A 26841-nucleotide genomic window follows, 5' to 3' on the forward strand; every position below is an offset into this window, starting at 1 on the left:
TTCGGTGTCGGTCAGCCCGGCCGGGTACGGTCCACCGGCCGCCAGCATCCTATCGACGCCGTCTGGTGAACCGCCTCCGGGGGCCTCAGGTGTGATCAATCAGGCACGACTGGCCTAGTTGGACGGGAACCGGAGCCCGTTCCGTCGCTCTGGGTGACGGTTCGGCTGCGCTACGGTGGCGGCCCGCCCCGCCGCCGGACCCACCGCGCCGGATCCGCCGCCGACACCCTGCCGAGGCCCCCGTGCCGTTCCGCCCCGCCCGACCGTCCGCCGCCGCCCTCGCCGGTCTGCTGCTGCTCGCCGCGGGCTGCACCACCGTCGGCGGCCCCTCCGCGGACCGGGCGGCGCCCGCCCGGGAGCTGTCCGCGGCCGAGCTGCGCGCCGCCGCGGTGGCCGACGCGGACCTCGGGGCGGGCTACGCGGTGACGGTGATGACGCCCGGTCACGGGGACACCGGGGCCGGGGCCGGGCGGGAGGTGGCGGACGTGCCGGCCTGCCAGCCGCTGCTGGACGCGGTGACCCCGGCCGCGTCGGGCGCCGCCACCGCCTCGCCGGGGCCGGGCTACCCGTACGCGGAGACGGACCTCGGCGTGGCGCGGGCGACCGACCCCGAGCGCGGGCTGTACGGCGGGCTGCTCGGCTACCGGACGGGGCGGGCCGCCGCACTGCAGGCGGAGCTGGAGAAGCTGTTCGGCCCGTGCGCCGCGTTCACCTCGGCGGCGCCGGCCCCGCCCGCCGAGAAGCAGGGGAGGAAGGCGCCGATCCGGACCGGGCACCGGCTGAGCCGGGTGGACACGCCCACTCCCGGGGGAGCGGACGCGGCCCTCGGATTCACCCTCACGAATGAATCGGGGAGCGCGGTGCTCTCCCAGCGCGCGGTGCTGGCCCGGGTCGGGCCGGTGCTCGCGGTGTTCACCACCTTCGGCGTCGCCACCGAGCCGGCCGCCGCGCCGGACGAACTGGTCGTCCGGCGACAGGTGGCCAAGCTCCGGGCCGCGCAGGCGGTCGGGCCGACGGGCGGGTAGGGCGGGTGGGTCGGGGCGGCGGCCGGCTCAGCGCGCCCCGGCCTCCGAGTGGGTGGCGACCAGGTGCTCCAGCCGGGTGAGGGCGATCCGGCGGAGTTCGTCCGCCGCGATCAGCCGCTCCTCGTCCGGGTCGTTGGCGAGTCGGGTGCGGATCGAGGAGAGCACGGTGTCGAGCATCTCCTCCGGGGCGACGCCCTCCAGGCAGACCACGAACACGTGGCCGAACCTGGCCTCGTACGCCGCGTGGGCGGCCCGCAGCGCGGTGTGCGCGGCCTGGCTGCCCGGCGCCCGCATGCCGAGCAGCGGCTGCGGCATCCAGCTCTCGTCGGCGAGCGCCTCGGCGAGGTCGGCCGGGCGGAGGTCGTAGGAGGCCTCGCTGGCGGCGGCCAGCAGGGACCCTATGTCGGGGTAGGGCCGGTGGGCGGTGAGCCGCAGGGCCCACCGGCGGCTGCCGCAGCAGGCCAGGAGGGCCTCCTCGGCGGCGCCGGCGTCGGCCTCGTTGAAGCGGTGCAGCCCGAGGAGGGTCGGCTCCGAGCTGGGTTCGGGCCGCTGTGGCGGGATGTCGCTGGCCAGCGGGTCCTCCTCGTGAGGGCGGGAAGGTGCCGGTGGAGTGGGGTGGGTGGAGCAGCTGAAGTATGGGGGGCCGCGAGCGGCTTCGAGCGCCCGTCGACAACTCCTCAAAGGTAGTTGAGCGGTCATCAGTTGGGGAGGGCGCGCGCGGAATTCATCCGGACGAGCTATCAAGTTGTGACGTTGACACCTTCGTGTCAGCGCCCTCCCCGCCGTCGTCTGCTAGGTCCGGCCCGGTGGGCGGCCGGTGGCCGGCCCGGTCGGGGTCAGGAGCAGCGGGTCCCCTCGGCCGGCATGGTGCCGTCGATCAGGTAGGTCTCCAGGGCCTGGTCGATGCAGGCGTTGCCCTTGCCGAAGGCGCCGTGGCCCTCGCCGACCCGGGTGAGCAGGGTGGCCTTGGCGAAGCCCTTGGCGAGCGCCTCGGCCGAGGCGTACGGGGTGGCCGGGTCGCCGGTCGAGCCGACCACCAGGATCGGGGCGGCGCCCTCGGCCCGTATGGTGTGCGGCTTCTCGGGGGACTTGTAGGGCCATCCGTGGCAGGAGTCCTCGGTGAAGTCCTCGACGCTCACGCCCTTGGTCATCAGCGGGGCCTGCTGCTGGAGCTGCTGCACGGCCTGCTGGGCGCGCTCGGGCGTCGGTGCCGGGGCCGCCCCGTCGGCGCAGCCGATCGCGGCGTGCGCCTCGTGGAGCGGCGTGTAGTGGCCGTTCTCGTCGCGCTCGTTGTAGTCGTCGGAGAAGGCCAGCAGGACGTCGCCCTTGCCGGCCTTGATCGCCACGGTGAGGCCGACCCGCAGGTAGTTCCAGGTCTGGTTCTCGTCGCCGTAGAGCGCCGAGCGGACGGCCGTCCAGGCCAGGTCGCTGCCGACCTTGCGTCCGTCCTTGGTCGGCAGCGGGTGGTCGCGCAGGCCGTCCAGGAAGTCGGCGGCCTTCTTGGCGGCGCCGGCCGGGTCCTTGCCGAGCGCGCACTCGTCCGCGTGGTTCTCGACGCAGTCGGCGGCGAAGCGGTCGAAGGCCGTCTCGAAGCCGACGATCTGCCTCACGGAGGCGTCGAGGTCGTCGGCGGCCGGGTCCACGGCGCCGTCCAGGACGAGCCGTCCGGTGTTGCCGGGGAACTCCTCCGCGTAGAGCGAGCCCAGGTAGGTGCCGTAGGAGATGCCCAGGTAGTTGAGCTTGCGGTCCCCGGCGGCGGCGCGCAGCACGTCCAGGTCGCGCGCCGTGTTGCGGGTGCCGACGAAGGGCAGCAGCTTGCCGGACTTCGCCTGGCAGGCGGCGGTGAACTCGGCGTCCTGCCGGTCCGACTGGGCCTTGCGGGCCACCGGGTCGAGCGGGGCGTCCTGCTGGGACTCGGCGTCGCGCTGCTTGTCGTCGAGGCAGTGGATCGGCGAGCTGGCGCCGGTGCCGCGCGGGTCGAAGCCGATCACGTCGTAGCGGTTGTGCAGGCTGCCGGCGAAGTCCTTGGTGCCGAAGGTGACCATCTCGACGCCGGAGCCGCCCGGGCCGCCGGGGTTGACCATGAGCGAGCCCAGGCGCTGGTCCGGCTTGGCGGCGGGGTACTTCACCAGGGCGAGGTCGAGGGCGTCGCCGGCGGGGTTCGCGTAGTCGAGCGGGACGTGCAGCTTGCCGCACTTCAGCGTGGAGAGGTCGACCTTGGCCTGCTCGGCCTTCGGGTCCGCGGGGCAGTCCGCCCAGGTGATCTGCTGACCGTAGAACGGCTTGAGGGCCGGGTCGGCCTCCCCGGTGGGCTCGGGGGTGGGCGTCGGCGTGGCGGTCGGACTCGCGGTGGCGGGCGCGGTGGTGCCGGCGGCCTGGCCCCGGGCGGGTCCGGCGGTGTCGTCGCACGCGGTGGCGAGCAGCAGGGTGCCGGCCGCGAGGGCGGTCAGCAGCACCCGTGGGCGGGCGGCCCGGAAGGTTCTCATCGCACGTGTGTATCACTCGGCACGGTGCGCATGATCACCGGGCCCCGGGCCGCCCGGACCGGCGCTGATCAGGCGCGATGCACCTTGTGGTTGGCCGCCTGGGCGCGCGGCCGGACCACCAGCAGGTCGATGTTGACGTGCGGGGGGCGGGTGACCGCCCAGGCCACGGTGTCCGCGACGTCCTCGGAGGTCAGCGGCTCGGCCACGCCGGCGTACACGGCGGCGGCCTTCTCCTCGTCGCCGCGGAAGCGGGTGACCGCGAAGCCCTCGGAGCGCACCATGCCGGGGGCGATCTCGATCACCCGGATCGGCTCCCCGCACAGCTCCAGCCGCAGCGTGGCCGCGATGGTGTGCGCGGCGTGCTTGGCGGCGACGTACCCGCCGCCGCCCTCGTACGCGGTGAGTGCGGCGGTCGAGGAGAGCACCAGCACCGTGCCGTCGCCACTGGCCCGCAGGGCCGGCAGCAGCGCCTGCGTCATGTGCAGCACGCCGAGCACGTTCACCTCGTACATCGCCCGCCAGTCGGCCGGGTCGCCGTGCTCGACGCTCTCGGCGCCGATCGCCCCGCCGGCGTTGTTCACCAGCACGTCCACCCGGCCGACCTCGGCCGCGAAGGCGTCCACGGCGGCCCGGTCGGTGACGTCCACGGTGTGGGCCCGGCCGCCGATCTCCTTGGCCAGCGCCTCGATCCGCTCGGTCCGCCGGGCGGTCAGCACCACGTCGAAGCCCTCGGCCGCCAGCCGGCGGGCGGTCGCCGCGCCGATTCCGCTGCTGGCACCGGTGACCACGGCCACCTTCTGCTCGGTCATTGCCACTCCCTGGGGGCTCGGTGTGGGGGTACGCACATTCGGTCGTTCACCCGATCATCTCAACCCCGTCCGCGCGCCCGCCGCCCGGTCACGCCCCTGCGCGGCCGGCACCCGGACGCCGCGCGCCGGGCCGCCGGGAACCGCCGGACGCGCCCTACATTGCGAGGACCACCGCTCCCGCCCCCAGGAGGGCCCATGGCCGCGGAACCGCGCCGCTCCGAGTCAGGATTCGAGATCGAGCCGCTGTACGGCCCGGAGGCGCTGGCCGGCTGGGACCCGGCGAGCCGGCTCGGACGCCCGGGGGAGTACCCGTACACCCGGGGCGTCCACCCGACGATGTACACCGGGCGGCCGTGGACGATGCGGCAGTACGCGGGCTTCGGCACCGCCGCCGAGTCCAACGCCCGCTACCGGCAGCTGATCGCGGGCGGCGGCACCGGACTCTCGGTGGCCTTCGACCTGCCCACCCAGATGGGCTACGACTCGGACGCGCCGCAGGCCGCCGGGGAGGTCGGCAAGGTGGGCGTGGCCGTCGACGGGGTCGAGGACATGGCGACGCTGTTCGACGGGATCCCGCTGGACGCGGTGTCCACCTCGATGACCATCAACGCGCCCGCCGCGCTGCTCCTGCTGCTCTACCAGCTCGTCGGCGAGGCCCGGGGGGTGGCGCCGGCCCGGCTCACCGGCACCGTCCAGAACGACGTGCTGAAGGAGTACATCGCCCGGGGCACCTACATCTTCCCGCCGCAGCCCTCGCTCCGGCTGGTCGCGGACCTCATGCGCTACTGCCGGGCCGAGATCCCGCGCTGGAACACCGTCTCGATCTCCGGGTACCACATGGCCGAGGCCGGGGCGGACCCGGCGCAGGAGATCGCCTTCACGCTGGCCAACGGCATCGCCTACGTCCGCACGGCGCTGGCCGCCGGGATGGCCGTGGACGACTTCGCGCCGCGGCTCTCCTTCTTCTTCGTGGCCCGCACCACGTTGCTGGAGGAGGTCGCCAAGTTCCGCGCCGCCCGGCGGATCTGGGCCCGGGTGATGCGCGAGGAGTTCGGCGCGCGGGACCCCCGCTCGCGGATGCTGCGCTTCCACACCCAGACCGCCGGGGTGCAGCTGACCGCCCAACAGCCCGAGGTGAACCTGGTCCGGGTCTCGGTGCAGGCGCTCGCCGCGGTGTTCGGCGGTACCCAGTCGCTGCACACCAACGCCTTCGACGAGGCGATCGCGCTGCCCACCGAGAAGGCGGCCCGGCTCGCCCTGCGGACGCAGCAGGTGATCGCCCACGAGACGGACGTGACCGCCACCGTGGACCCGTTCGCCGGTTCCTACGCCGTGGAGTCGATGACCGACGAGGTGGAGGCCGCCGCACTGGCGCTGATGGCCCGGGTCGAGGAGCTGGGCGGCGCGGTGGCCGCGATCGAGCAGGGCTTCCAGAAGGCCGCGATCGAGCGCACCGCCTACCGGATCCAGCAGGAGACCGACTCGGGCGAGCGGACGGTGGTGGGCGTCAACCGCTTCCGGCTGGAGACCGAGGAGCCCTATCACCCGCTGCGGGTGGATCCGGCGATCGAGCGGCGGCAGGCCGAACGGCTGGCCCGGCTGCGCGCCGACCGCGACTCCGCGGCCGTCACCCGGGCCCTGGACGCGCTGCGCCGCGCCGCGGAGGGGGCGGACAACGTGCTGTACCCGATGAAGGAGGCGCTGGCCGCCCGGGCCACCGTCGGCGAGGTCTGCGACGCGCTGCGCGGGGTGTGGGGCGGGTACTCCCCGGTGGACCGCTTCTGAGCCGCCGTCAAGGCACCGCGCCCGTGTCCACCGGCCCGGGTGATCGTTGCACAGGGCAAGCAACCCGGGGAAGGCGGCTGAAACGAGATGTCATACCCACCTGTTCGGCCGGTATGCGCCCATCCGGGGACTAGTTTTCCGGAAGTCGGGCCAAATCCCCCCAACAGGCCTACTCTTGTTGAGATGAACCGTCCTGAGCCCGCTCAGCCGGGCGCCACTCTCGCCGCCGCACGCCCCGCCGCCGATCTGCGCGCCAGGGTCAGGAGGCTGGAGCCCGAGCTGATCGCCTTCCGCCGTGATCTGCACCGGCATCCGGAGCTCGGCCGACAGGAGTTCCGCACCACCGGTCTGATCCGCGACCGGCTGGTGGCGGCGGGCCTGAGCCCGCGGGTGCTGCCCGGCGGCACCGGGCTGATCGTCGACGTCGTCCCGGCCGGCACCGCCCCGGACGCCGAGTTCCTGGCCTTCCGCGCCGACATCGACGCGCTGCCCATCGACGACGCCAAGAGCGACGTGCCGTACCGCTCGACCGTCCCCGGGCGGGCCCACGCCTGCGGGCACGACGTGCACACCTCGGTGGTGCTCGGCACCGCCCTGGTGCTGGCGGAGGCCGCCCGCACCGGCGAGCTGGGCCGCCCGGTGCGGCTGGTCTTCCAGCCGGCCGAGGAGGTCATGCCGGGCGGCGCGCTGGACGTCATCAAGGCCGGCGGGATGGACGGGGTCGGCCGGATCTTCGCCGTGCACTGCGACCCCAAGGTGGAGGTGGGCCGGATCGCGCTGCGCACCGGCGCCATCACCTCGGCCTGCGACCGCCTGGTGCTCCACCTGGACGGCCCCGGCGGCCACACCGCCCGCCCGCACCTGACCACCGACCTGGTGACCGCGATCGCCCGGATGGCCGCCGACCTGCCGGGTGCGCTGGCCCGCCGGATGGACCCGCGCTGGGGCGTCAGCCTGGTCTGGGGCCGGATCGCCGCCGGCTCCGCGCCCAACGTCATCCCGCAGCACGCCGAGCTGGAGGGCACCGTCCGCTGCCTGGAGCTGGACGGCTGGCGCGAGGCGCCGGACCTGCTGCACGAGCTGATCGCCAAGCTCGCCGAGACCTACCGGGCGAAGTGGACGCTGGACTACCACCGCGGGGTGCCGCCGGTGGTGAACGAGGCGGTCTCGGTCGCGCTGCTGGACGCGGCGATGACGGCCCGGTTCGGCACGGCCGGCGGGGCGGACGGCCTGCAGGTGGTGGAGGGCACCGAGCAGAGCCTGGGCGGCGAGGACTTCTCCTGGTACCTGGAGCACGCCCCGGGCGCGCTGGCCCGGCTCGGCGTCCGCGCCCCCGGTGACACCGCCGTCCGGGACCTGCACCAGGGCCGCTTCGACGTCGACGAGCGGGCGATCGGGATCGGCGTGGAGCTCTTCGCGGCGCTGGCCCTGGACGAGCCGCAGCTCTGAGCCGGCGGACCGCCGCCCGTGCGGCAGGTCCCCGCGACGTGTGCGAACGACCCCCCGGACCGGCCGGTGCCCAGCAGGGCGCCGGCCGGTCCGCGCTGATCCGGGCTTTTCGAACAGTTCCGTAGACTGGTCTGAAACCAGTTCCGGATCACCGTCCGCGCACGGGAAGAGGGCCTCGGGACGACCGTGAGACCACGGTTTGATAACAACCCGAATGCTCCGGCAGCCCGTAACACAACCGTGTTCTACGCGCGTTACGGTGGCGTCCGACCACGCTAATCAGGTGCGTGTGAGAAGGAGATACTCCCTTGCGCCGTTCAATGAAGCTCGCCGCGGTTGTGCTCTCGGGTTCCCTGGGCATGGCCTCGCTCGCCGCTTGCGGCGCAAAGAGCACTGACAACGCCTCCTCCGGTTCCTCCGACGGCTCGCTCAAGGTCGGTATGGCCTATGACATCGGCGGCCGTGGCGACCAGTCCTTCAACGACTCCGCCGCCCGCGGTCTCGACAAGGCCAAGTCCGAGCTCGGCGTCTCCGTCACCGAGGCCGACGCCAAGACCGGCGAGGCCGAGGCCGACAAGGAGACCCGCCTCAAGAACCTGATCGACGGTGGCTACAAGACCATCATCGCGGTCGGCTTCGTCTACCAGCAGGCGGTCGACAAGGTCGCCAAGGACAACCCGGACGTCAAGTTCGCGATCATCGACTCGAACGACAAGGACCAGCCGTCCAACGTCACGTCGCTGGTCTTCGCCGAGCAGGAGGGTTCCTACCTCGCCGGCGTCGCCGCCGCGAACAAGTCGAAGAGCAAGCACGTCGGCTTCATCGGCGGTGTGCAGTCCGAGCTGATCAAGAAGTTCGAGGCCGGTTACAAGGCGGGTGTGAAGTCCGTCGACCCGAACATCCAGGTCGAGACCACCTACCTGACCACCCCCCCGGACTTCTCCGGCTTCAACTCGCCCGACAAGGGCAAGGAGGCCGCGCAGGGCCAGCTCGACAAGGGCGCGGACGTCATCTACTCCGCCGCCGGCTCCTCCGGCAACGGCGCCATCGAGGCCGTCGCCAACAAGCAGGGCGCCCTGGCCATCGGTGTCGACTCCGACCAGGCCAACCAGCCGGCCCTGGCGAAGTACAAGAACAGCATCCTGACCTCGATGGTCAAGAACGTCGACAACGCGGTGTTCTCCTACATCGAGTCGGTCAAGAAGGGCGCGCCGTTCACCGGCGTCAAGCTGTTCGACCTGAAGGCCAACGGTGTCTCGCTGGCCACCACCGGTGGCAAGATCGACGACATCCAGGACAAGCTGAAGGCCGCCGCCACGGCGATCACCTCCGGCGCCACCACCGTCCCGACCGCCCCGGCCCAGTAAGGCCCGCGCGTCCCGGACGACGTAGCGACTGCCGCCTGCCCGGCAGCGCGATGATTGACACGGCACAACGGGAGGGGCCCGGCAGGGTGCGCTGAACGCGTACCCCCGGGCCCCGTCCCGTCCCCACGTCCTCACCCTTGGCCCTCCCAGCGCAACGACGCGCCTCCAGACCACCAGGAGATCGCCATCACCGCATCCGACCCCGTCCCCCTGCGCAAGGACGGAACCCCCAGCGCGGGGACGGCGACACCGGCCGTCGAACTGCGCGGCATCACCAAGCGCTTCCCCGGCGTCGTGGCCAACCACGACATCAACCTCACCGTCCGCAGCGGCACCGTGCACGCCCTGATGGGTGAGAACGGCGCCGGCAAGTCGACGCTGATGAAGATCCTCTACGGCATGCAGAAGCCGGACGAGGGCACCATCGCGATCAACGGCGAGCAGTGCGAGTTCAACACCCCGGGCGACGCCATCTCCCGCGGCATCGGCATGGTGCACCAGCACTTCATGCTGGCCGACAACCTCACCGTGTGGGAGAACGTCGTCCTCGGCGGCGAGAACATCCACGGCATCGGCGCCAAGGCGAAGGCGAAGATCCGGGAGATCTCCGACCAGTACGGCCTGGGCGTGCGCCCGGACGCCCTGGTCGAGGACCTCGGCGTCGCGGACCGCCAGCGCGTCGAGATCCTCAAGGTGCTGTACCGCGGCGCCAAGATCCTGATCCTCGACGAGCCCACGGCCGTGCTGGTCCCGCAGGAGGTCGACGCGCTGTTCGACAACCTGCGCGACCTGAAGTCCGAGGGCGTCACCGTCATCTTCATCTCGCACAAGCTGCACGAGGTGCTGGCGGTGGCCGACGCGATCAGCGTCATCCGGCGCGGCACCACCGTCGGCGACGCCGACCCGAAGGCCGTCACCGCCCGCCAGCTCGCCGAGCTGATGGTCGGCGCCGAGCTGCCCTCCCCGGAGAGCCGCGCGTCGACCGTGACCACCGACGTGATGCTCGCCGTCGAGGACCTGCGGATCGCCAAGACCGACGCCGAGGGCATCGAGCGCGTCGTCCTCGACGACATCTCGCTGCGCATCCACAAGGGCGAGATCCTCGGCATCGCCGGTGTCGAGGGCAACGGCCAGGCCGAACTGGTCGAGGCCATCATGGGCATGCTGCCGCTGGACGGCGGCACCGTCGCCCTGGACGGCAAGGACCTCTCGGGTTCGCTCACCCGCGCCCGCCGCGAGGCCGGCATCGGGTACATCCCCGAGGACCGCCACCGGCACGGCCTGCTGCTGGAGGCCCCGCTCTGGGAGAACCGGATCCTCGGTCACGTCACCGAGGAGCCCAACTCCAAGGGCGTCCTGCTCGACCCCTCCGGCGCCCGGCAGGACACCTGGCGGATCGTCGAGCAGTACGACGTCCGCACCCCCGGCATCGAGGTCACCGCGGCCTCCCTCTCCGGCGGCAACCAGCAGAAGCTGATCATCGGCCGCGAGATGAGCCACCAGCCCAAGCTGCTGATCGCGGCGCACCCCACCCGCGGTGTGGACGTCGGCGCCCAGGCGCAGATCTGGGAGCACATCCGGGTCGCGCAGCGCGCGGGCCTGGCGGTCCTGCTGATCTCCGCCGACCTGGACGAGCTGATCGGCCTCTCCGACACCATCCGGGTCATCTACCGCGGGCGCCTGGTCGCCGACGCCGACCCGGCCACCGTCACCGCCGAGGACCTCGGCACCGCGATGACCGGTGCCGCCAGCGGCCACATCGAGTCCGACGCGGACGCCGTCGCCGAGGCGCACGCCGCCGCGGCGGAGGGCACCGAGGCCGAGCACTCGCACACCGACACCGCCGGCGACGCCGAGGCGGGGGAGTAGCCACATGACCAGTCCCAACCCCCCTGCCGCCAAGCGCAGCCTGACGCAGCGGATCAGCGGTGAGCGGATCGTGCTCGCACTGGCGGCGCCGGTGCTCGCGGTCGTGCTCTCCGTGGTGATCTGTTCCGTCCTGCTGGCGACCTCGGGCAAGAACCCGTTCGAGGCGTGGAACGTGATGCTCACGTACGCCACCAAGTCGGACGGCCAGGTGGCGATCCTCAACCGGTCCACCACCTACTACCTGGCCGCCGCGGCCGCCGCGTTCGGGTTCCGGATGAACCTGTTCAACATCGGCGTCGAGGGCCAGTACAAGGTCGCGGCGCTGTTCGCGGCCTTCATCGGCGCCCAGGTCGACCTGCCGGCGATCATCCAGATCCCGCTGCTGCTGGTCACCGCCATGCTGGTCGGCGGTCTGTACGCCAGCATCGCCGGTCTGCTGAAGGTCTACCGCGGCGTCAGCGAGGTCATCTCGACCATCATGCTGAACTCGATCGCCGTCGCGATCGTCGGTCTGCTGCTCGTCCCGGGCATCTTCGCCCCGGAGCAGAGCGGCACCAGCAACTCGATCCAGACCGCGCCGATCTCGCAGTCGAGCCACTTCTTCTCGTTCGACACGGCCGGCGGCCCGCTCTGGGGCTTCCTCTTCATCGCCGTCCTGGTCGGCGTGGCCTTCCAGTTCACCCTGACCCGCACCCGCTTCGGCTTCGACCTGCGCGCCACCGGCCGCTCGGAGTCGGCGGCCACCGCGTCCGGCGTGAACGTCAAGCGCATGGTCATCATCTCGATGGCGGTCTCCGGCGGCCTGGCCGGTCTGATCGGCATGCCCGAGCTGCTGCAGAACTCGTACTTCTACGGCCAGACCTTCCAGCCGGGCCTCGGCTTCCTCGGCATCTCGGTCGCCCTGCTCGGCCGGAACAGCCCGATCGGCATGGCCTTCGCGGCCCTGCTGTTCGCCTTCCTGGACGCCACCGGCAACCAGCTGCCGCTGCCGAAGAACGGGGCCTTCCCGTTCGAGATCGTCCAGGTCATGCAGGGCACCATCGTCATCTGCGTCGTCGTCGCGTACGAGCTGGTGCGCCGCTACAGCCTGAAGCGCCAGCAGCAGAAGGTCGGCGCCCAGCTCGCCGCCCAGCTCGCGGCCACTGAGAAGAAGGAGGTGTCCGCATGAGCACGGCTACCGCTGCTCGTCCGAAGGCGCCCGGCGCCCCCGCCAAGAAGCGCAAGCTCTCCTGGCCGGTCGTGCTGCTGCTGATCGCGGGCGCCCTGGTGCTGTTCTCCGCCGTGGGCATGGCCACCGGCAACCACTCGCTGACCTCCTCCGGGCAGGTCACCGCGGCGCTCAGCGCCGCCGTGCCGATCGGCATGGCCGGTCTGGGCGGTCTCTGGTCCGAGCGGGCCGGCGTGGTCAACATCGGCCTCGAGGGCATGATGGTCGCCGGCACCTTCTGCGGTGCCTGGGCGGGCTACCTGTACAACCCGTGGGTCGGTCTGCTGGCCGGCATGCTCGGCGGTGCGCTGGGCGGTCTGCTGCACGCGGTGATCACCGTCAGCTTCGGCGTCGACCACATCGTCTCCGGCGTCGGCATCAACCTGCTGATCCCCGGCATCTGCGCGTACGTCAACCGGATCTACTACAAGGACTACATCTCGGTCGGCGCCGGTGCGAACCAGTCGCCGCCGGCGGATCCGCTGCCGTACATCACCGTCCCGGGCCTGTCCTCCTGGCTGAAGGACATCGAGGGCCACCACTGGTTCTTCGTCTCGGACGTCGCCGGGGTGCTCGGCGGCCTGGTCACCAACATCTCGGTGGTCGTGGTGCTGGCGGCCGCGCTGATCGTGATCAGCTACTTCGCGCTCTGGCGCACGGTGTTCGGCCTTCGGCTGCGCTCCTGCGGTGAGAACCCGACCGCCGCCGAGTCGCTGGGCGTCAACGTCTACAAGTACAAGTACCTCGCGGTCATCGCCTCCGGTGCCTTCGCCGGTCTCGGCGGTGCGTACCTCTCGCTGGTCGCGGCGCACTTCTACAAGGACGGCCAGACCCTCGGCCGCGGCTTCATCGGCCTCGCGGCGATGATCTTCGGCAACTGGATGCCGGGCGGCCTCGCCATGGGCGCCGGCCTGTTCGGCTTCACCGACAGCCTCCAGCTGCGCGACCCGGAGTCGGTGCACGTCCTGATCCTGACCGTCTCCATCGCGATGGCCCTGCTCGCGCTCTGGCAGCTGTACCGGCGCAAGTTCACCTCCGCCGCGGTCTCGATCGTGATCGCGGGCGGCCTCGGTGCCTGGTACGCGCTCACCGACGAGGTCCAGCGCCCGCTGATCGTCGCCACGCCGTACGTGATCACCCTGGTGGTGCTCTCGCTGGCCTCGCAGCGCCTGCGGATGCCCAAGGCGGACGGCCAGATCTACCGCAAGGGCCAGGGCAAGTGACGGCGGCTCCGGTGAGCCCCGCGGTCGACTGGGAGCGGCTGCGCGCGGCCGCGCGCGAGGCCATGGGCCACGCGTACGCCCCGTACAGCAAGTTCCCGGTCGGCGCGGCCGCGCTGGTGGACGACGGGCGGCTGGTCACCGGCTGCAACGTCGAGAACGCCTCGTACGGGCTCGGGCTGTGCGCCGAGTGCGGGCTGGTGTCCGCGCTGCACGCCTCGGGCGGCGGCCGGCTGACGGCCTTCACCTGCGTCGACGGCGCGGGCGAGCTGCTGATGCCGTGCGGGCGCTGCCGCCAGCTGCTGTACGAGCACGGCGGACCGGAGCTGCTGATCGAGCTCCCCTCGGGCGTGCGCCCGATGAGCGAGGTCCTCCCCGACGCGTTCGGACCGGAGCGCCTGTAAGCCGGAGCGGCTCTAGCATCTGCATTTGTTACGCGCGTAGAGTGTCGCGAGTGGGCCGTAACCCGGTCATCTCGCGACACTCTTCGCTTTTGAACCCCCTCTTGGAGCACGCATGGACGCCATCTCCGTCATCAGGACCAAGCGCGACCGCGGAGAGCTGAGCGACGCTCAGATCGACTGGGTCATCGACGCCTACACCCGTGGCGAGGTCGCCGACGAGCAGATGTCCGCGCTCGCCATGGCCATCCTGCTGAACGGCATGAAGTCGCGCGAGATCAGCCGCTGGACCGACGCCATGATCCGCTCCGGCGTCCGGATGGACTTCTCCTCGCTGGCGCAGCCCACCAGCGACAAGCACTCCACCGGCGGCGTCGGCGACAAGATCACCCTCCCGCTGGCCCCGCTCGTCGCCGCCTGCGGCGCCGCCGTCCCGCAGCTCTCCGGCCGCGGCCTCGGCCACACCGGCGGCACCCTCGACAAGCTGGAGTCCATCCCCGGCTGGCGCGCCCTGCTCTCCAACGAGGAGATGCTCGACGTGCTGCGCGGCACCGGAGCCGTCATCTGCGCCGCCGGCGACGGCCTGGCGCCCGCCGACAAGAAGCTCTACGCGCTGCGCGACGTCACCGGCACCGTCGAGGCCATCCCGCTGATCGCCTCCTCCATCATGTCCAAGAAGATCGCCGAGGGCACCGGCGCGCTGGTCCTGGACGTCAAGGTCGGCTCCGGCGCCTTCATGAAGAACCTGGACGACGCCCGCGAGCTGGCCCGCACCATGGTCGGCCTCGGCACCACCGCCGGCGTCAACACCGTCGCCCTGCTCACCGACATGTCCACCCCGCTCGGCCTCACCGCCGGCAACGCGCTGGAGGTCCGCGAGTCGGTCGAGGTGCTGGCCGGCGGCGGCCCGGCCGACGTCGTCGAGCTCACCCTCGCCCTCGCCCGCGAGATGCTCGCCGCGGCCGGCGTGCACGGCAAGGACCCGGCCGACGCGCTGCGCGACGGCTCCGCGATGGACCACTGGCGCCGCATGATCGCCGCCCAGGGCGGCGACGTCGACGCCCCGCTCCCGGTCGCCCGCGAGCAGCACGTCATCCCCGCGCCCGCCTCCGGCGTGCTCACCACCCTCGACGCCTACGCCGTCGGCGTCTGCGCCTGGCGCCTCGGCGCCGGCCGCGCCCGCAAGGAGGACCCGGTGCAGGCCGGCGCCGGCGTCGAGATGCACGCCAAGCCCGGTGACACCGTGGTGGCCGGTCAGCCCCTGCTGACCCTGCACACCGACACCCCGGAGCGCTTCGCCTACGCCGTCGAGGCCCTGGAGGGCGGCATCGAGGTCTCCCCGGCCGGCACCGCGTTCACCCCGAACCCGATCGTGCTGGACCGCATCGCGTAGTCATGCGATTACTTCCTGTGCGGCAGCGTGCTCTACGCTGCCGCACATGGGAGTCGACCGCTTCTCCATCGAGATCGAACCCGAAGTCCGGACGTGGCTCGCCGCGCTTCCGCCGCTGCACTATTGCAGGACCGAGCGCGCCGTCGACCTTCTGGCCGATCGTGCGACGACGCTCGGCGAGCCGTACTCGCGCCACCTGGACGGGTTGGTGCGCGAGCTTCGCTTCGATCTGGGGGGCGCGGCCACGAGGATCACCTACTGGCTCGCGCCCGGGCGACGGATCATTCTGCTGACGGTGTTCACCAAGAGGCGGATGCGCGAGACTGCTGAGGTCACCCGGGCTCTGTGGGCTCAGAAGATCTGCGAGTCCGAACACGAACCCGCGCACGAGGAGTTCAGCCGGATCGTCTCGGAGGGAGAGCAGTAGTGAACCACTCTCAGTGGCGGACCCGCCGCACGCGCGAGCTGCTGGGCGAGCATGTCCAGGAGAGCCCGGAGAGCGCCGCGGAGCGGCTGGAGTTCCACTACTCCTGGGCGTTCGGGCAGGCGCTCTACGACCGCCGCACTGCTCTCGGCCTGTCGCAGGCGGAGGTGGCCCGTCGGGCCAACCTGACGGAGGACGAAATCGAGCGCATCGAGGGAGCCGGCACCGTGCCCACGCTTCCGCTGCTGCAGCGGTTGGCGGCCGCGCTGGAGTCCGAGCTCGACATCCACGTCACGCCCGACGTCGAGGCCGCCGTCCGCTTCCACCCGCCGGCGGCCTGACGGGCCGCTTCAGGCGGAGGTCCGCAGGACGCTGGTGTCAAGGGCTCACCGAACTGTCGCGCGCCAGGCGGATGGCGGCGAGTTCGTGACGCTTCACCGGTGACGTCGTCACGACGATCCCGCCGTCGGCGATCTCGATCTTCCCTATTCCCGGCACCTGCGGCAGCTGACGCGCGATCTCACGCAGCCGGGCGTACCCGGCGGGGTCGGTGCTCATGGTCCGGAGCGTATCCGCGGTGGCCGTCAGGCGTTCGCGACCGCTCGGCGGGCGGTGTGGGCCTGCCGGGTGCCGTGGAGGGTGACGCCGGCGGCGAGGGTCATGGCGACGAGGCCGACGACGGCGGCGCCGGTCCAGCCGGTGGCGTGGTAGGCGTCGGCGCCGACGGTGCCGCCGAGGCTGTTCCCCAGGTAGTAGGCGATCAGGTAGAGCGCGGAGGCCTGGGCGCGGCCCCGGGTGGCGGTGCGGCCGACCGCCGAGGAGGCGGTGGCGTGGCCGGCGAAGAAGCCGGCGGTGATCAGCACCAGGCCCAGCAGCGCGCAGAGCAGGGACTCGGCGAGCGAGAGCAGCAGCCCGGCGGCCGTCACGCCGATCGAGACGTAGAGCGCGCCGCGGCGGCCGAGCCGGCCGGAGAGGCGGCCGGCGGCGGCGGAGGTGCCGGTGCCGACCAGGTAGACGACGAAGATCGAGGCGGCGACGGACTCCGGCAGGTGGAACGGCGCGCCGATCAGCCGGTAGCCGACGGTGTTGTAGACCGCGCCGAACACGGCCATGAAGAGCAGTCCGAGCAGGTACAGCCGGACCAGCAGCGGGTTGCGCAGGTGCCCGCCGACGGTGCGGGCGAGGGCGCGGGCGTCCACCGGGGCCGGGGTGAAGTGGCGGGCGGCGGGGATCAGCAGCCGGAAGGCGAGCACGGCGAGCAGGGCCAGTGCGGCGGAGGCGGCGAGGCCCCAGCGCCAGCCTAGGGCGGCGGCCGTCCAGCCGGAGAGCAGCCGGCCGCCCATGCCGCCGATGCTGTTGCCGGCCACGTACAGGCCCATCGCGGAGGCCAGGGCGCTGGGGTGGACCTCCTCGGCGAGGTAGGCCATCGCGGTGGCGGGCAGGCCGGCGAGGGCGGCGCCCTGGAGGACGCGCAGCACGACGAGGGTGGTGAGGTCGGGCGCGAACGGGAGGGCGAGGGCGAGGGCGGCGGCGGCGAGGGTGGAGGCCGTCATCACGGCGGTGCGGCCGTACCGGTCGGACAGGGCGCTGGCGGGGAGCAGGGCGAGGGCGAGTCCGAGGGTGGCGGCGGAGGCCGTCCAGCTGGCCTGTCCGGGGGTGAGGTCGAGGTCGGCCGAGAGGACCGGCAGCAGGCCCTGGGTGGAGTAGAGCAGGACGAAGGTCGCGATCCCGGCGGCGAACAGGGCGAGGTTGGCGCGGCGGAAGGAGCGCTGGCCGGGGCGGTGGCGGTCGTCGTGTGCGGGGGCGGTGCCGGGGGAGTCCGGGACGGCGGTGGGGGCGTCCGGCGCGGCGGTGGGGTCGGGGGCGGCGGTGGGGGCATCCGGGACGGCCACGGACGCCTTGGTATCGGCGGGCTGCATGTCGTCGACGTTAGGCGCGCGGCGCTGATGCGTCCAATGCATCAACAGGGGATTATTGATGCACTGTCGTATGAGTCGAGGTGGTGGCGGGATGGCCGGGGCGGAGCTGCCGGACGGCACGGAGGCGCGGTACCGGGCGGCGGAGCTGGGGCCTGACGAGCCGGCGGTGCTGCTGGCGCCCCGGCTGGCGCAGTTCGCCGCGGTGGCCCGGCTGGAGCACGTGACGCAGGCGGCTGCGCTGCTCGGGGTGCCGCAGCCGACGCTGTCGCGGGCGGTGGCCCGGCTGGAGGAGGAGCTGGGGGTCGGTCTGCTCGCCCGGCAGGGGCGGACGGTCCGGCTGACCAGGGCCGGCCGGCTGCTGCTGGCCTCGGTGGAGCGGGCGCTGGCGGAGGTGGAGCGCGGGGCGGAGGCCGCGCGGGCGGAGGCGGATCCGGAGGTCGGGCGGGTCGCGTTCGGGTTCCTGCACACGATGGGGGCGGACACGGTGCCGGCGCTGCTGGGCGGGTTCCGGGCGGCGCACCCGCAGGTCCGGTTCCAGCTGGTGCAGGACTACGGCGCGGCGATGCTGGAACGGCTGCGGGCCGGGGAGCTGGACCTCTGCCTGGTCGCGCCGCTCCCGGAGGACCCGGCTTTCACGGCCCGCGGGCTGGACGAGCAGCGGCTGCACCTGGTCGTCCCGGTGGACCACCGGCTGGCCGGGCGGCGGCGGATCCGGCTGGCGGAGGTGGCCGACGAGACCTTCGTCGGGCTGGAGCCGGGCTACGGGATGCGCGCGATCACGGACGGGTTCTGCGCCGAGGCCGGGTTCGTGCCGAGGCTGGCCTTCGAGGGCGAGGAGACCGAGACGCTGCGCGGGCTGGTGGCGGCCGGGCTGGGGGTGGCGCTGCTGCCGCCGGCGCTGGTGCCGCGGCCGGGGGTGGTGGAGCTGGAGGTGACGGCGCCGCGCACCCGGCGGGCGATCGGGCTGGCCTGGGCGACGGGGCGGCCGCTGACCCCGCCGGCGGCGGCGTTCCGGGACTTCGTGCTGTCGCGGCGGGGCCGCCTGCTGCAGCACGACTGACCGGCGGCCGACGGGTCGCCGGCGGGTCGCCGGCCGGGTCACAGGTCAGGGGGGGCTGGCCCGGAGGTGTCGGGCTGGCCCGTGCGGTGGAATTCCGGGTGGACTTTCGCCGAACCGGCCGTGTTGGCGGTGGTGGGTCTACGCGCGTAGGGGCTATATTTCCGCAATGGAGAAGCAGATCCCTGTCACCGCCGCGGGCACCGGCCCGCGCATCCCCACCCCCGACCAGATCCGCCGCGCGCCGAAGGTGCTGCTGCACGACCACCTCGACGGCGGGCTGCGCCCGGAGACGGTCGTCGAGCTGGCCGCCGCGGTCGGCTACGAAGGACTCCCCACCACCGACCCCAAGGAGCTCGGCGAGTGGTTCCGCGAGGCGGCCGACTCCGGCTCGCTGGTCCGCTACCTGGAGACCTTCGCGCACACCTGCGCCGTGATGCAGACCCGTGAGGCCCTGATCAAGGTCGCCGCCGACTGCGCCGAGGACCTGGCCGCCGACGGCGTCGTCTACGCCGAGGTCCGCTACGCCCCCGAGCAGCACCTGGAGGCCGGCCTCTCCCTGGACGAGGTCGTCGAGGCCGTCAACGAGGGCTTCCGGCTCGGCGAGGCCAACGCCCGCGCAGCCGGCCACCGGATCCGCGTCGGCACCCTGCTGACCGCGATGCGGCACGCCGCCCGCTCCACCGAGATCGCCGAGCTGGCCAACCGCCACCGCGACCAGGGCGTCGTCGGCTTCGACATCGCCGGCGCCGAGGCGGGCCACCCGCCGACCCGCCACCAGGCCGCCTTCGACTACCTCAAGGGCGAGAACAACCACTTCACCATCCACGCGGGCGAGGCCTTCGGCCTGCCGTCGATCTGGGAGGCCCTGCAGTGCTGCGGCGCCGACCGGCTCGGCCACGGCGTGCGGATCGTCGACGACATCACGGTGGGCGAGGACGGCAGCGTCCAGCTCGGTCGGCTGGCCGCGTACGTGCGCGACAAGCGCATCCCGCTGGAGATGTGCCCCACCTCCAACCTGCAGACCGCGGCCGCGACCTCGTACGCCGAGCACCCGATCGGTCTGCTCAGCCGGCTGAAGTTCCGGGTCACCGTGAACACCGACAACCGCCTGATGAGCGGCACCAGCATGAGCCGGGAGTTCGGCCACCTGGTCGAGGCCTTCGGCTACACGCTGGGGGACATGGAGTGGTTCACGGTGAACGCGATGAAGTCGGCGTTCCTGCCGTTCGACGAGCGCCTGGCGATGATCAACGACGTGATCAAGCCGGGGTACGCCGAGCTCAAGGCCGAGTGGCTGTTCAGCGCCGGCGTCGCCGGCTGAACGGTCCGGACGGACCCGGTCGTCGGGTGAACACCAGTGCTTCGAACGGGAGTTGGTGTTCATCCGACGACTCACTCGGCTGAGTGAACGCCCTTTGGTCCTGACGCGACCCGCTCACTACGGTGTGCCAGTCATTGCTGACGAGCCGTGGTGGCGGTCGCCCTCCGGCGATCGTGCGCGCCGTCGGCCACCGACGAGGACCCAAGGGGTAGAACCATGAAGCAGGCTCTGAAGGCCGCCGGCACCGCGGCGCTCGGCATCGCGATCGCGGCGGTGGGCGCCGGCACCGCGTCCGCCGACGCACCCGCGCCCGGCGGTGTCGGGCTGCCCACCAGCACCCTGACGAACCCCGCGGTGACCGGCGCGGTCGCCGACACGGCGTCCAAGCTGCCCGGCGGCGACAAGGTCACCGGCACGCTCGGCACCCTCGCCCCGACCGCGGGCCAGGCCGCCCCGGCCGCCGAGGCGCCCGTCGCGGGCGTGACCAACCGCGGCGCGGTCCCGACCATCCCGGGCGTCGACAAGACCCCCATCGGCGGGCTGACCAACACCCTGCCGCTGCCGGGCCTGACCGGCTGACCGAACCGCCGGTACGGCGACGGGCCGCCCGCCCCGGTGATCCCGGGGCGGGCGGCCCGTCGCCGTCCGGGGCCGCCGGCGCGGCTCCCGGGGGTCACGGTCCCGGTTTCACGGGTTCCGTGCGTTGCGGCCCCGGTGTCACGGCTCCTGGGGGAGCAGGATCCAGAGGGCCAGGTAGACCAGGCACTGCAGCCCCGGCAGGATGATCGAGATCAGGAAGATCAGCCGGACGGTCCACGGCGTCACGCCGAAGCGCTCGGCGATCCCGGCGCAGACGCCGGCGATGACGCGGTTGTGGCGGGGGCGGGCGAGGCGGGCGCTCATGGTGTGCTCCGTGAGGTGGCGTCCGGTCCGGGCGGTCCGGCGGGCGTACTCCAACTCTCCTTGCCCGCAGGCCCGATCGCGTCCACCTGGCAGTCGATTCGGTACCCCGCCGGATCACCGGGGAGGCGTAGCCGGACATCGGGGTTCAGCTCAGGGTCCACCCGGAGGGGGGTGGCCTGGTCGGGTGACGGTGGGCGTGGGACGTCGGTCCGGCCGACTTCCCGTGCGCCGGGAGGGCGGGGTCGGCGCCCGCCGGGGTCGGGTGACAAGGGTGCAATCGGAGAGCGGGTGGAGCAGGACGTCGGACGGGCCGACTTTCCGCGCTGAGCTCGCACCCGCCCTGCGGGGGTCACGGGGTGGGCGGTCCGGGGGCCGGTCCGGGGGCGGGGTTGAGGCGGGTGGCGGGCCAGGCGGTGTTGCGGCCGGCGGCCTCGCGGTAGGCGATCCGCTGGACGGCCGTGAGCAGGCGGTAGAGGTCGAGGGCGACGACGGAGTGGTCCGCCTCGAATCCGAGGCGGTGCACGAAGGCTTCGAGCCGCGGCCAGTCGAAGTCGTCCGGCACGGCGGGGACGCCGGCGGTCGGGGCGTAGTCGCGGAAGGCGGCGGCGACCGCGTAGTGCGTCGCGGCGAGGGCGTTGCGGAGCGGGCACGGCTGGGGTTCGGGCATGACGGGGCCCTTCGGGGAGGGGGAGAGGCGGCCGGGGCGGAGGCCGCCCGGGGAGAGGGCAGGGGATGGGGCGGTCAGGCGGACTCGTCCTCGTCGCCGGGCCTGGCGACGTTGAGGGCCGTGACGACGCCGAGGGCGACCGTGGCGATCGCGAGGGCGAGGAGGACGGCGAAGGCCGTGGCGATCAGGAAGCGCACGGGTCGTCGCCGGTGCGCTCGGCGTCGAGCAGGAGGGTCAGGAGGTTGAGCAGCGTGGTCACGGGCGCGGTGCCGAAGCGGACGAGCACACGGCCGTCGAGGGTGCGGTCGGTGGTGGCGGACGGCCAGACCAGGCCGAACCGGCGGCCGCGCTCGTCGAGTTCGGCGATGAGGGCCCTCGCGTGGGCCTCGGTGTAGAAGCGGACGCGCGGATCGGTCGGCTTCATCGGGCGGCGGTGGACGGGCATCAGGCGGCCTCCAGCTCGAACCAGATGGACTTGCCCCGGGTGCGGACGTCGGCGCCGAAGCGGTGGGTCAGGGAGCGGACCAACTGGAGCCCCCGGCCGGAGAGTTCGTACGGGTCGGCGGAGTCGCGCTGCTCGGGGAGGTCCGGGCTGCCGTCGCAGACCGAGACGCGAAGGCGCTTGTCGAGCAGGGCGAGGACGACCAGGGGAGCCGGGCTGCCGCCGTGCTTCCAGGCGTTCACGAAGAGCTCGTGTAGGGCGAGTTCGGCGTCGAAGATGACGTCCGGCGGCCAGCCGGAGGAGGAGAGCAGGTCGCGCAGCTCCTCGCGGGCGGCGGACCAGTCGGGGGGTTCGGGCGAGGTGAAGGCACGCACGGAGAACCTCCGGGAGAGGAGAGTGAGTTCAGGCGAAGCGTGACCGTGAGCCAGGCCGGGCGAGGCTGCTCTGCGGCGCCTGGAACGGCATTACTGACGCTCCGTCATGTGATCGGTGCAACACTGAGAGTAGGGGTGAGGTTGGCAATGTTGCAAGCCGATCCGCGAGACCTCCTAGACTGCCGTCACTCGTTGGTGTGTGGCGTCGCACAGGTGGACAGGAAAGGACAGTCGTGGGGTACAAGGGCCCGATCAGCCAGCGACAGCGCCGCTTTGGTGAAGAGCTGCAACGCTTGCGTGCGGCGGCGGGATTGTCCGCGCCGGAGGCCGGCGCGCTGGTCGGCATGAAGGGACCGGCGGTGAGCCACACCGAAGCCGGTCGGATCACGCTCAATCCCGAGCGTCTCGAGAGCTGGCTCGATGCGTACGGCTGCACCGATCCCGCCTATCGCGCGACGCTTGCGGAGATGGGCCGCAGCACCGGCAAGGGTTGGTGGACGGAGTTCGAGGGGCAGGTGCCGGACCTTGCCCTCGATCTGGCGGAGCTGGAGGATCGGACTGTCCATCTGGACAGCTACGACACGCTGTACATTCCGGGGCTCCTCCAGTTGCCGGCCTATACGGAGGCCATCTACCAGGATTCCTATCGAAACGCCCGCTGGGACGTGGATACCGCAGTCCGGTTCCGCATGGAACGGCAGCAGATTCTTACTGACGGCAAGCGGCGAACGTTCCGCTTCGTGATTCACGAGGCCGCGCTGCGGATGCGGTTCTCCGGTGATGCCGTTCTGAGGGCCCAGCTACTGCACCTGGTCGAGATGGCGCAGCTCCCCAACGTCACCATCCAGGTGCTGCCGTTCACAGCCCCAAGGCATGCGCCGCTCTCATCCTCGTTCCTGTTCTGTGACCCGGGCTGCATGGATCTGGCCACGATCGTGATCTCTGGGCCCAGGCGCGCTGAACACTTTGGTGATCCGTCCGACATCGCGGCCTACCATGAGAAGTTCCAGCAGTTGCGCGACCTTGCGCTCCCCGCCGTGGATGGCGGTGCGTCCTTGCGTAAGCTCCACTCCCGTGACTCGTGGGGAATCATCCAGCATCTTCTCTACATGCTCCAGACCTGAAAGGGATCCGATGTCCCACCTCTCTTGGCAGAAGTCGTCATTCAGTGACGCGGACGGTGCCGACAATTGCCTCGAAGTCGCGTCTGGCACCGGAGACCTGCGCCATCTGCGGGAGTCGGATGACCGGGGCGTCATCGTCACGACCGATGCCGCCAAGCTCCGGGCCTTCATCCTCGGGGTCAAGGCCGGGGAGTTCGACCACCTGATCTAACTCGCTTGCGGGGCCCGCCTCCCCGACCTAGCCTCCTCTCCAACGCTTCGAGGGAGCCGAGTACCTCCGGGAACCGTGAGCCGAGAGAGCCGCCGATCGCTGTGAAGGCGGCCTCACGCCCCGGAGGGAAGACACTCCTGAGCGCGGGGAGGAAATGCCCCGCCGGCCGGCCCCCGTCACCGGGCCACGACGAGGCCGCCGCCCCTGCGGCGGCGGCGAAAGTGCGGTGGCACCGCGAGTCCCCTTCTCGCCCGCACTCCCAAGGGATCACCACGACGCCCCGTGGAGGGCCGCGATGATCCACCCGACGACCGCCCGTGTCCTGGCCGCCGAACTACCCGGCCACGTCGGCGAGACCGTTGAACTCTCCGGCTGGCTGCACCGCCGCCGGGCCCTGAAGTCCGTCACCTTCCTCGTCCTCCGGGACCGCTCCGGCCTGGCCCAGGTGGTCGCCCCGGCCGCCGCCGCGAACCTGCCGGAGGAGACCGTGCTGCGGATCCGCGGCACGGTCACGGCCAACCCCCAGGCGCCGAACGGCGTCGAGCTGACCTCCCCGGCGGTCGAGGTGCTCTCCAGCCTCGCCGAGGCGCCGCCGTTCAGCCTCTTCCGGCCCACCGTGGAGGCCGCGCTGCCGGTCGTCCTGGACGGTGCGCCGGTCACCCTGCGCCACCCCCGGCTGTCCGCGCCGCACCGGATCTCGGCGGCGTCCGTCGCCGGGTTCCGCGCCGCCCTCGACGGCCTGGGCTTCACCGAGATCCACACGCCCAAGGTGGTGTCCTCGGCCACCGAGTCCGGCGCGGAGGTCTTCGCACTCGACTGGTTCGGCCGCCCCGCCTACCTGGCGCAGTCGCCGCAGTTCTTCAAGCAGGCGATGGTCGGGGTGTTCGAGCGGGTCTACGAGACCGGGCCGGTGTTCCGGGCCGAACCGCACGACACCGCCCGCCACTTGGCGCAGTACACCAGCCTCGACGCGGAGCTCGGCTTCATCGCCGACCACCGGGAGGTGATGGCGGTGCTGCGCGAGGTGCTGGCCGGGATGGTCGCCTCCGTCGCCGCCCGGGCCGCCTCCTCCGTCGAGCTGCTGGAGGTGCGCCTGCCCGAGGTGCCGGCGGAGATCCCGCAGCTGCACTTCGCCGAGGCGATGCGGATGCTGGGCGTCGACGAGCCGGACCTCTCCCCGGCGCACGAGCGGTGGCTGAGCGCGTGGGCGCTGCGCGAGCACGGCAGCGAGTTCCTGTTCGTGGTCGGCTACCCGATGCGCAAGCGGCCGTTCTACACCCACCCCGAGCCGGGCCGCCCGGAGTACTCCAACAGCTTCGACCTGCTCTTCCGGGGGCTCGAACTGGTCACCGGCGGGCAGCGGCTGCACCGGCACGAGGACTACCTGGCGGCGCTGGCGGCGCGGGGCGAGCCGGTCGGACCGTACGCGGGCTACCTGCGGTCCTTCGCGCACGGCATGCCGCCGCACGGCGGGTTCGCGCTCGGCCTGGAGCGCTGGACGGCCCGGCTCACCGGGGCGGACAACGTCCGCCGCACCGCGCTCTTCCCGCGCGACGTGCACCGCCTGACACCCTGACGCCCGCGCGCCCCGACACCCCGACACCCTGACGGCACCGGTCGGGCCACCGGCTCGACCGGTGCCCCACACCGGGCCGAGCGCGGGCGGAAACACTGTTCCCCCACCCGACACCGGCCGGCCGAAACCCTGTGGCGGAGTGGTCGGACCACCCCGATATGATTCCGCCGACGCTGGTGGTTGGGGGGCAGGACCGGCGGCGCCTTCACGGCGTGGAAACGGCCCCTCCCTTCCTGTGATTTCACACGCTTGTCGGGATCAGCCCGAATTCCTCCGTGAGGTTCCATTGCGCAACCAGCCCCGCAGACTCCTCGCCGCCGCCGCCGCTGCCACCCTGGTCTCCGGTCTGGCGCTGGCCTCCGCACCCGCCGCGTCCGCGGCGCCCGTCGCCACCGCGACCCCCACGGCCGACCCGGGCCCGCACGGCAAGGCCTCCCCGGTCCAGGTCACGGTGAACGGCTTCCCCGAGACCGTCCGGACCGGGACCGCCGTCGAGTTCACCGCCACTCTCAGGAACACCGCCGACCACGCGGTCGACGCCGAGACCGCCGTCAGCTTCTCCGGCGTCGACGGCGGCCTCCAGCAGTCCCAGCTCAAGCTGGAGTTCCAGCGCCCCGGCGGATCGTCGTGGCAGGACGCCCGGCCGACCGGCGGCCAGGCCCCCGGCGCCTCGTGGGAGCTGGACGGCACCGCTGCGCCGCTGCACCTGGCGGCCGGCGCCTCGGCCGACTACCGGCTGCGGCTCACCCTCGGCGCCGACGCCCACCCGGGCCGTGCCGCGGGCGGCCTCGGCGCGAAGGTGACCGACCCGACCCTGCCGGTGGACCAGCGCACCACGTTCGCCAACGGCGGCACCCCCAACTTCACCGTGGTGGACGCCAACCCGACCACGCGGCCGACCCCGGCCGGGCTGGCCGACCTCGCCGTCGAGGGCGTGCCGGCCACCTTCACCGCGGGCGGCCCGGCCAAGCCGTTCCGGCTGGTCCTCGCCAACCGCACCGGCAAGGACCTGCGGGTGCTCCCGTGGATCGTGCTGCAGGGGCAGAACGTCGTCCGGGCCTCCTCGGTCCGGCTGGAGTTCCAGACCCAGGACGGCCGGTGGCTGCCCGGCACACCCGAGGAGTGGGAGATCCCCGGCACCCAGCTGGCCGTGTGGCTGCGGACCGGGAACCAGGACGCCGACGCCGTCACCGTCCCCAAGGGCGAGACCCGGACGGTCAACGTCCGGCTGGCCTTCACCCGGGACACCCCGGCCGGCGCCGAGTCGGTCACGGTCAACGGCGGCAGCCTGCCCGGCCCCGGCGAGACCCAGAACGGGACCACCAGCCCCCGGATCGACTTCGCGATCGAGGCTCCGGCGGGCGGCACCGGGACTCCGGCCCCCGCCACCAGCCCCGCCGGCGCGGCGCCCGCCCCGACCTTGCCGGCCGTCCCGCCGAGCGTCCCGGCCGCCCAGGCCGCCGTGCCGGTCCTGCCGGTGGCCCAGGCCACCACCGCGGTGCCCAGCCCGGTCGCCGACGACGCGCCGCGGGTCGTCGCCGCGGCCCCGGCCGCGCCCGCCCCGATCGTGGCGACGGACGACCGGCTGGCCTCCACCGGTGGCGGCCCCTCCTCCGCCCCGATGGCCATCACCGGTGCCACCGCGATCGTCCTCGGCCTGGGCACCCTGGTGGCACACCGCCGCAAGGGTGCGCACCGCGCGGGCGTCGGTCTGGAACGCCGGGTTGGAGAAGTCTTTGCGGTCCACCCGTCCGAGCCTATGCCACCGCACCCGGGCGGCCCCATTTCCCTGCACGCGGGGCCTACCCA

At 72.7% G+C, this 26841-nt stretch carries 27 protein-coding genes and 1 pseudogene; 18 read left to right on the top strand and 10 right to left on the bottom strand.

Going from position 1 to position 26841, the window contains the following annotated elements; all coding sequences use genetic code 11:
• Window positions 1–242: 242 nt before the first annotated feature.
• A complete protein-coding gene (locus AB0N04_RS12110) occupies window positions 243–1025 on the top strand; it encodes a hypothetical protein (protein ID WP_360219540.1) in 783 nt (260 codons plus the stop codon).
• Window positions 1026–1052: 27 nt separating this feature from the next.
• Here the strand turns inward: AB0N04_RS12110 and AB0N04_RS12115 are convergent, their stop codons facing one another.
• From AB0N04_RS12115 to AB0N04_RS12125, 3 genes are all read right to left on the bottom strand, one after another.
• Window positions 1053–1538, bottom strand: a complete 486-nt coding sequence (locus tag AB0N04_RS12115) for a 2-oxo-4-hydroxy-4-carboxy-5-ureidoimidazoline decarboxylase (protein ID WP_360219619.1) — start codon at window positions 1536–1538, stop codon at window positions 1053–1055.
• A gap of 323 nt (window positions 1539–1861) precedes the next feature.
• Window positions 1862–3511, bottom strand: a complete 1650-nt coding sequence (locus AB0N04_RS12120; RefSeq protein ID WP_360219543.1) for an alpha/beta hydrolase — start codon at window positions 3509–3511, stop codon at window positions 1862–1864.
• Between the two features lie 68 nt (window positions 3512–3579).
• Window positions 3580–4320, bottom strand: coding sequence for an SDR family oxidoreductase (locus AB0N04_RS12125; protein ID WP_360219546.1), 741 nt, complete (start codon window positions 4318–4320; stop codon window positions 3580–3582).
• A gap of 195 nt (window positions 4321–4515) precedes the next feature.
• Between AB0N04_RS12125 and AB0N04_RS12130 the strand changes: the two genes are divergently transcribed.
• The 10 genes from AB0N04_RS12130 to AB0N04_RS12175 all read left to right on the top strand — a co-directional run bounded on the left by AB0N04_RS12130 (window position 4516) and on the right by AB0N04_RS12175 (window position 15776).
• Window positions 4516–6105: a methylmalonyl-CoA mutase family protein gene (locus AB0N04_RS12130; RefSeq protein ID WP_360219549.1), complete on the top strand. Its 1590-nt coding sequence runs from the start codon at window positions 4516–4518 to the stop codon at window positions 6103–6105.
• Window positions 6106–6288: 183 nt separating this feature from the next.
• Complete coding sequence (locus tag AB0N04_RS12135) at window positions 6289–7554, top strand: amidohydrolase (protein WP_360219552.1); 1266 nt, start codon at window positions 6289–6291, stop codon at window positions 7552–7554.
• 308 nt (window positions 7555–7862) lie between these two features.
• On the top strand, window positions 7863–8921 hold the full coding sequence (locus AB0N04_RS12140; RefSeq protein WP_360219555.1) for a BMP family ABC transporter substrate-binding protein: 1059 nt from the start codon (window positions 7863–7865) through the stop codon (window positions 8919–8921).
• Window positions 8922–9131: 210 nt separating this feature from the next.
• Window positions 9132–10790: an ABC transporter ATP-binding protein gene (locus tag AB0N04_RS12145; protein WP_360219622.1), complete on the top strand. Its 1659-nt coding sequence runs from the start codon at window positions 9132–9134 to the stop codon at window positions 10788–10790.
• A gap of 4 nt (window positions 10791–10794) precedes the next feature.
• The gene (locus AB0N04_RS12150) at window positions 10795–11958 is read left to right on the top strand and encodes an ABC transporter permease (protein WP_360219558.1); all 1164 of its coding nucleotides are present in this window, start codon (window positions 10795–10797) and stop codon (window positions 11956–11958) included.
• On the top strand, window positions 11955–13220 hold the full coding sequence (locus tag AB0N04_RS12155) for an ABC transporter permease (protein WP_360219561.1): 1266 nt from the start codon (window positions 11955–11957) through the stop codon (window positions 13218–13220). Before AB0N04_RS12150 ends, AB0N04_RS12155 begins: the two co-directional genes overlap by 4 nt.
• Before the next feature lie 11 nt (window positions 13221–13231).
• A complete protein-coding gene (locus AB0N04_RS12160) occupies window positions 13232–13621 on the top strand; it encodes a cytidine deaminase (protein WP_360219564.1) in 390 nt (129 codons plus the stop codon).
• A 112-nt stretch (window positions 13622–13733) separates the two neighbouring features.
• The gene (locus tag AB0N04_RS12165) at window positions 13734–15011 is read left to right on the top strand and encodes a thymidine phosphorylase (RefSeq protein ID WP_360219567.1); all 1278 of its coding nucleotides are present in this window, start codon (window positions 13734–13736) and stop codon (window positions 15009–15011) included.
• Between the two features lie 46 nt (window positions 15012–15057).
• Window positions 15058–15438 carry a type II toxin-antitoxin system RelE/ParE family toxin gene (locus AB0N04_RS12170; protein WP_360219570.1) on the top strand — a complete coding sequence of 127 codons (381 nt, stop codon included), beginning with the start codon at window positions 15058–15060 and terminating at the stop codon, window positions 15436–15438.
• The gene (locus tag AB0N04_RS12175) at window positions 15438–15776 is read left to right on the top strand and encodes a helix-turn-helix transcriptional regulator (protein ID WP_360219573.1); all 339 of its coding nucleotides are present in this window, start codon (window positions 15438–15440) and stop codon (window positions 15774–15776) included. Before AB0N04_RS12170 ends, AB0N04_RS12175 begins: the two co-directional genes overlap by 1 nt.
• A gap of 37 nt (window positions 15777–15813) precedes the next feature.
• Here the strand turns inward: AB0N04_RS12175 and AB0N04_RS12180 are convergent, their stop codons facing one another.
• Together AB0N04_RS12180 and AB0N04_RS12185 are read right to left on the bottom strand one after the other, a co-directional pair.
• Window positions 15814–15993, bottom strand: coding sequence for a hypothetical protein (locus AB0N04_RS12180; RefSeq protein ID WP_360219575.1), 180 nt, complete (start codon window positions 15991–15993; stop codon window positions 15814–15816).
• A gap of 26 nt (window positions 15994–16019) precedes the next feature.
• Complete coding sequence (locus AB0N04_RS12185; RefSeq protein WP_360219577.1) at window positions 16020–17354, bottom strand: MFS transporter; 1335 nt, start codon at window positions 17352–17354, stop codon at window positions 16020–16022.
• Window positions 17355–17445: 91 nt separating this feature from the next.
• Between AB0N04_RS12185 and AB0N04_RS12190 the strand changes: the two genes are divergently transcribed.
• From AB0N04_RS12190 to AB0N04_RS12200, 3 genes are all read left to right on the top strand, one after another.
• Window positions 17446–18414: a LysR family transcriptional regulator gene (locus AB0N04_RS12190; protein ID WP_360219580.1), complete on the top strand. Its 969-nt coding sequence runs from the start codon at window positions 17446–17448 to the stop codon at window positions 18412–18414.
• Window positions 18415–18580: 166 nt separating this feature from the next.
• Window positions 18581–19735, top strand: a complete 1155-nt coding sequence (locus AB0N04_RS12195; RefSeq protein WP_360219583.1) for an adenosine deaminase — start codon at window positions 18581–18583, stop codon at window positions 19733–19735.
• 216 nt (window positions 19736–19951) lie between these two features.
• Window positions 19952–20314 (top strand): ATP-binding protein, encoded by a 363-nt coding sequence (locus AB0N04_RS12200; protein ID WP_360219586.1) that lies wholly within the window; start codon window positions 19952–19954, stop codon window positions 20312–20314.
• Between the two features lie 138 nt (window positions 20315–20452).
• On the opposite strand, the gene AB0N04_RS12205 is transcribed toward AB0N04_RS12200, so the two are convergent.
• The 5 genes from AB0N04_RS12205 to AB0N04_RS12225 all read right to left on the bottom strand — a co-directional run bounded on the left by AB0N04_RS12205 (window position 20453) and on the right by AB0N04_RS12225 (window position 22121).
• Window positions 20453–20638 (bottom strand): PspC domain-containing protein, encoded by a 186-nt coding sequence (locus AB0N04_RS12205; RefSeq protein WP_360219589.1) that lies wholly within the window; start codon window positions 20636–20638, stop codon window positions 20453–20455.
• A gap of 349 nt (window positions 20639–20987) precedes the next feature.
• Complete coding sequence (locus tag AB0N04_RS12210; protein ID WP_360219592.1) at window positions 20988–21305, bottom strand: hypothetical protein; 318 nt, start codon at window positions 21303–21305, stop codon at window positions 20988–20990.
• A 74-nt stretch (window positions 21306–21379) separates the two neighbouring features.
• A complete protein-coding gene (locus tag AB0N04_RS12215) occupies window positions 21380–21502 on the bottom strand; it encodes a hypothetical protein (protein ID WP_360219595.1) in 123 nt (40 codons plus the stop codon).
• Entirely contained in the window at window positions 21490–21750 is a 261-nt protein-coding gene (locus AB0N04_RS12220) for a hypothetical protein (RefSeq protein WP_360219598.1), read from the bottom strand. Before AB0N04_RS12220 ends, AB0N04_RS12215 begins: the two co-directional genes overlap by 13 nt.
• Window positions 21750–22121, bottom strand: coding sequence for an ATP-binding protein (locus AB0N04_RS12225; RefSeq protein WP_360219601.1), 372 nt, complete (start codon window positions 22119–22121; stop codon window positions 21750–21752). Before AB0N04_RS12225 ends, AB0N04_RS12220 begins: the two co-directional genes overlap by 1 nt.
• 233 nt (window positions 22122–22354) lie before the next feature.
• On the opposite strand from AB0N04_RS12225, the gene AB0N04_RS12230 reads away from it, so the two are divergent.
• From AB0N04_RS12230 to AB0N04_RS12245, 4 genes and pseudogenes are all read left to right on the top strand, one after another.
• The gene (locus AB0N04_RS12230) at window positions 22355–23245 is read left to right on the top strand and encodes a helix-turn-helix transcriptional regulator (protein WP_360219604.1); all 891 of its coding nucleotides are present in this window, start codon (window positions 22355–22357) and stop codon (window positions 23243–23245) included.
• Window positions 23246–23255: 10 nt separating this feature from the next.
• A complete protein-coding gene (locus AB0N04_RS12235) occupies window positions 23256–23456 on the top strand; it encodes a DUF397 domain-containing protein (RefSeq protein WP_360219607.1) in 201 nt (66 codons plus the stop codon).
• A gap of 295 nt (window positions 23457–23751) precedes the next feature.
• The gene (gene aspS / locus AB0N04_RS12240) at window positions 23752–25032 is read left to right on the top strand and encodes an aspartate--tRNA(Asn) ligase (RefSeq protein ID WP_360219610.1); all 1281 of its coding nucleotides are present in this window, start codon (window positions 23752–23754) and stop codon (window positions 25030–25032) included.
• Between the two features lie 286 nt (window positions 25033–25318).
• Window positions 25319–26841 (top strand): annotated as a pseudogene (locus tag AB0N04_RS12245) (hypothetical protein); the annotation flags it as partial.

Source organism: Kitasatospora sp. NPDC051702, from assembly GCF_040681575.1.
GTDB lineage: Bacteria > Actinomycetota > Actinomycetes > Streptomycetales > Streptomycetaceae > Kitasatospora.

What these genes read in the sequence shown, in the direction of transcription:
- AB0N04_RS12120 (WP_360219543.1), bottom strand. Translation starts at nt 3,511, where the DNA reads ATGAGAACCTTCCGGGCCGCCCGCCCACGGGTGCTGCTGACCGCCCTC.
- AB0N04_RS12125 (WP_360219546.1), bottom strand. Translation starts at nt 4,320, where the DNA reads ATGACCGAGCAGAAGGTGGCCGTGGTCACCGGTGCCAGCAGCGGAATC.
- AB0N04_RS12130 (WP_360219549.1), top strand. Translation starts at nt 4,516, where the DNA reads ATGGCCGCGGAACCGCGCCGCTCCGAGTCAGGATTCGAGATCGAGCCG.
- AB0N04_RS12135 (WP_360219552.1), top strand. Translation starts at nt 6,289, where the DNA reads ATGAACCGTCCTGAGCCCGCTCAGCCGGGCGCCACTCTCGCCGCCGCA.
- AB0N04_RS12150 (WP_360219558.1), top strand. Translation starts at nt 10,795, where the DNA reads ATGACCAGTCCCAACCCCCCTGCCGCCAAGCGCAGCCTGACGCAGCGG.
- AB0N04_RS12155 (WP_360219561.1), top strand. Translation starts at nt 11,955, where the DNA reads ATGAGCACGGCTACCGCTGCTCGTCCGAAGGCGCCCGGCGCCCCCGCC.
- AB0N04_RS12165 (WP_360219567.1), top strand. Translation starts at nt 13,734, where the DNA reads ATGGACGCCATCTCCGTCATCAGGACCAAGCGCGACCGCGGAGAGCTG.
- AB0N04_RS12170 (WP_360219570.1), top strand. Translation starts at nt 15,058, where the DNA reads ATGGGAGTCGACCGCTTCTCCATCGAGATCGAACCCGAAGTCCGGACG.
- AB0N04_RS12180 (WP_360219575.1), bottom strand. Translation starts at nt 15,993, where the DNA reads ATGAGCACCGACCCCGCCGGGTACGCCCGGCTGCGTGAGATCGCGCGT.
- AB0N04_RS12185 (WP_360219577.1), bottom strand. Translation starts at nt 17,354, where the DNA reads ATGCAGCCCGCCGATACCAAGGCGTCCGTGGCCGTCCCGGATGCCCCC.
- AB0N04_RS12190 (WP_360219580.1), top strand. Translation starts at nt 17,446, where the DNA reads ATGGCCGGGGCGGAGCTGCCGGACGGCACGGAGGCGCGGTACCGGGCG.
- AB0N04_RS12195 (WP_360219583.1), top strand. Translation starts at nt 18,581, where the DNA reads ATGGAGAAGCAGATCCCTGTCACCGCCGCGGGCACCGGCCCGCGCATC.
- AB0N04_RS12200 (WP_360219586.1), top strand. Translation starts at nt 19,952, where the DNA reads ATGAAGCAGGCTCTGAAGGCCGCCGGCACCGCGGCGCTCGGCATCGCG.
- AB0N04_RS12205 (WP_360219589.1), bottom strand. Translation starts at nt 20,638, where the DNA reads ATGAGCGCCCGCCTCGCCCGCCCCCGCCACAACCGCGTCATCGCCGGC.
- AB0N04_RS12210 (WP_360219592.1), bottom strand. Translation starts at nt 21,305, where the DNA reads ATGCCCGAACCCCAGCCGTGCCCGCTCCGCAACGCCCTCGCCGCGACG.
- AB0N04_RS12220 (WP_360219598.1), bottom strand. Translation starts at nt 21,750, where the DNA reads ATGCCCGTCCACCGCCGCCCGATGAAGCCGACCGATCCGCGCGTCCGC.
- AB0N04_RS12235 (WP_360219607.1), top strand. Translation starts at nt 23,256, where the DNA reads ATGTCCCACCTCTCTTGGCAGAAGTCGTCATTCAGTGACGCGGACGGT.
- aspS (WP_360219610.1), top strand. Translation starts at nt 23,752, where the DNA reads ATGATCCACCCGACGACCGCCCGTGTCCTGGCCGCCGAACTACCCGGC.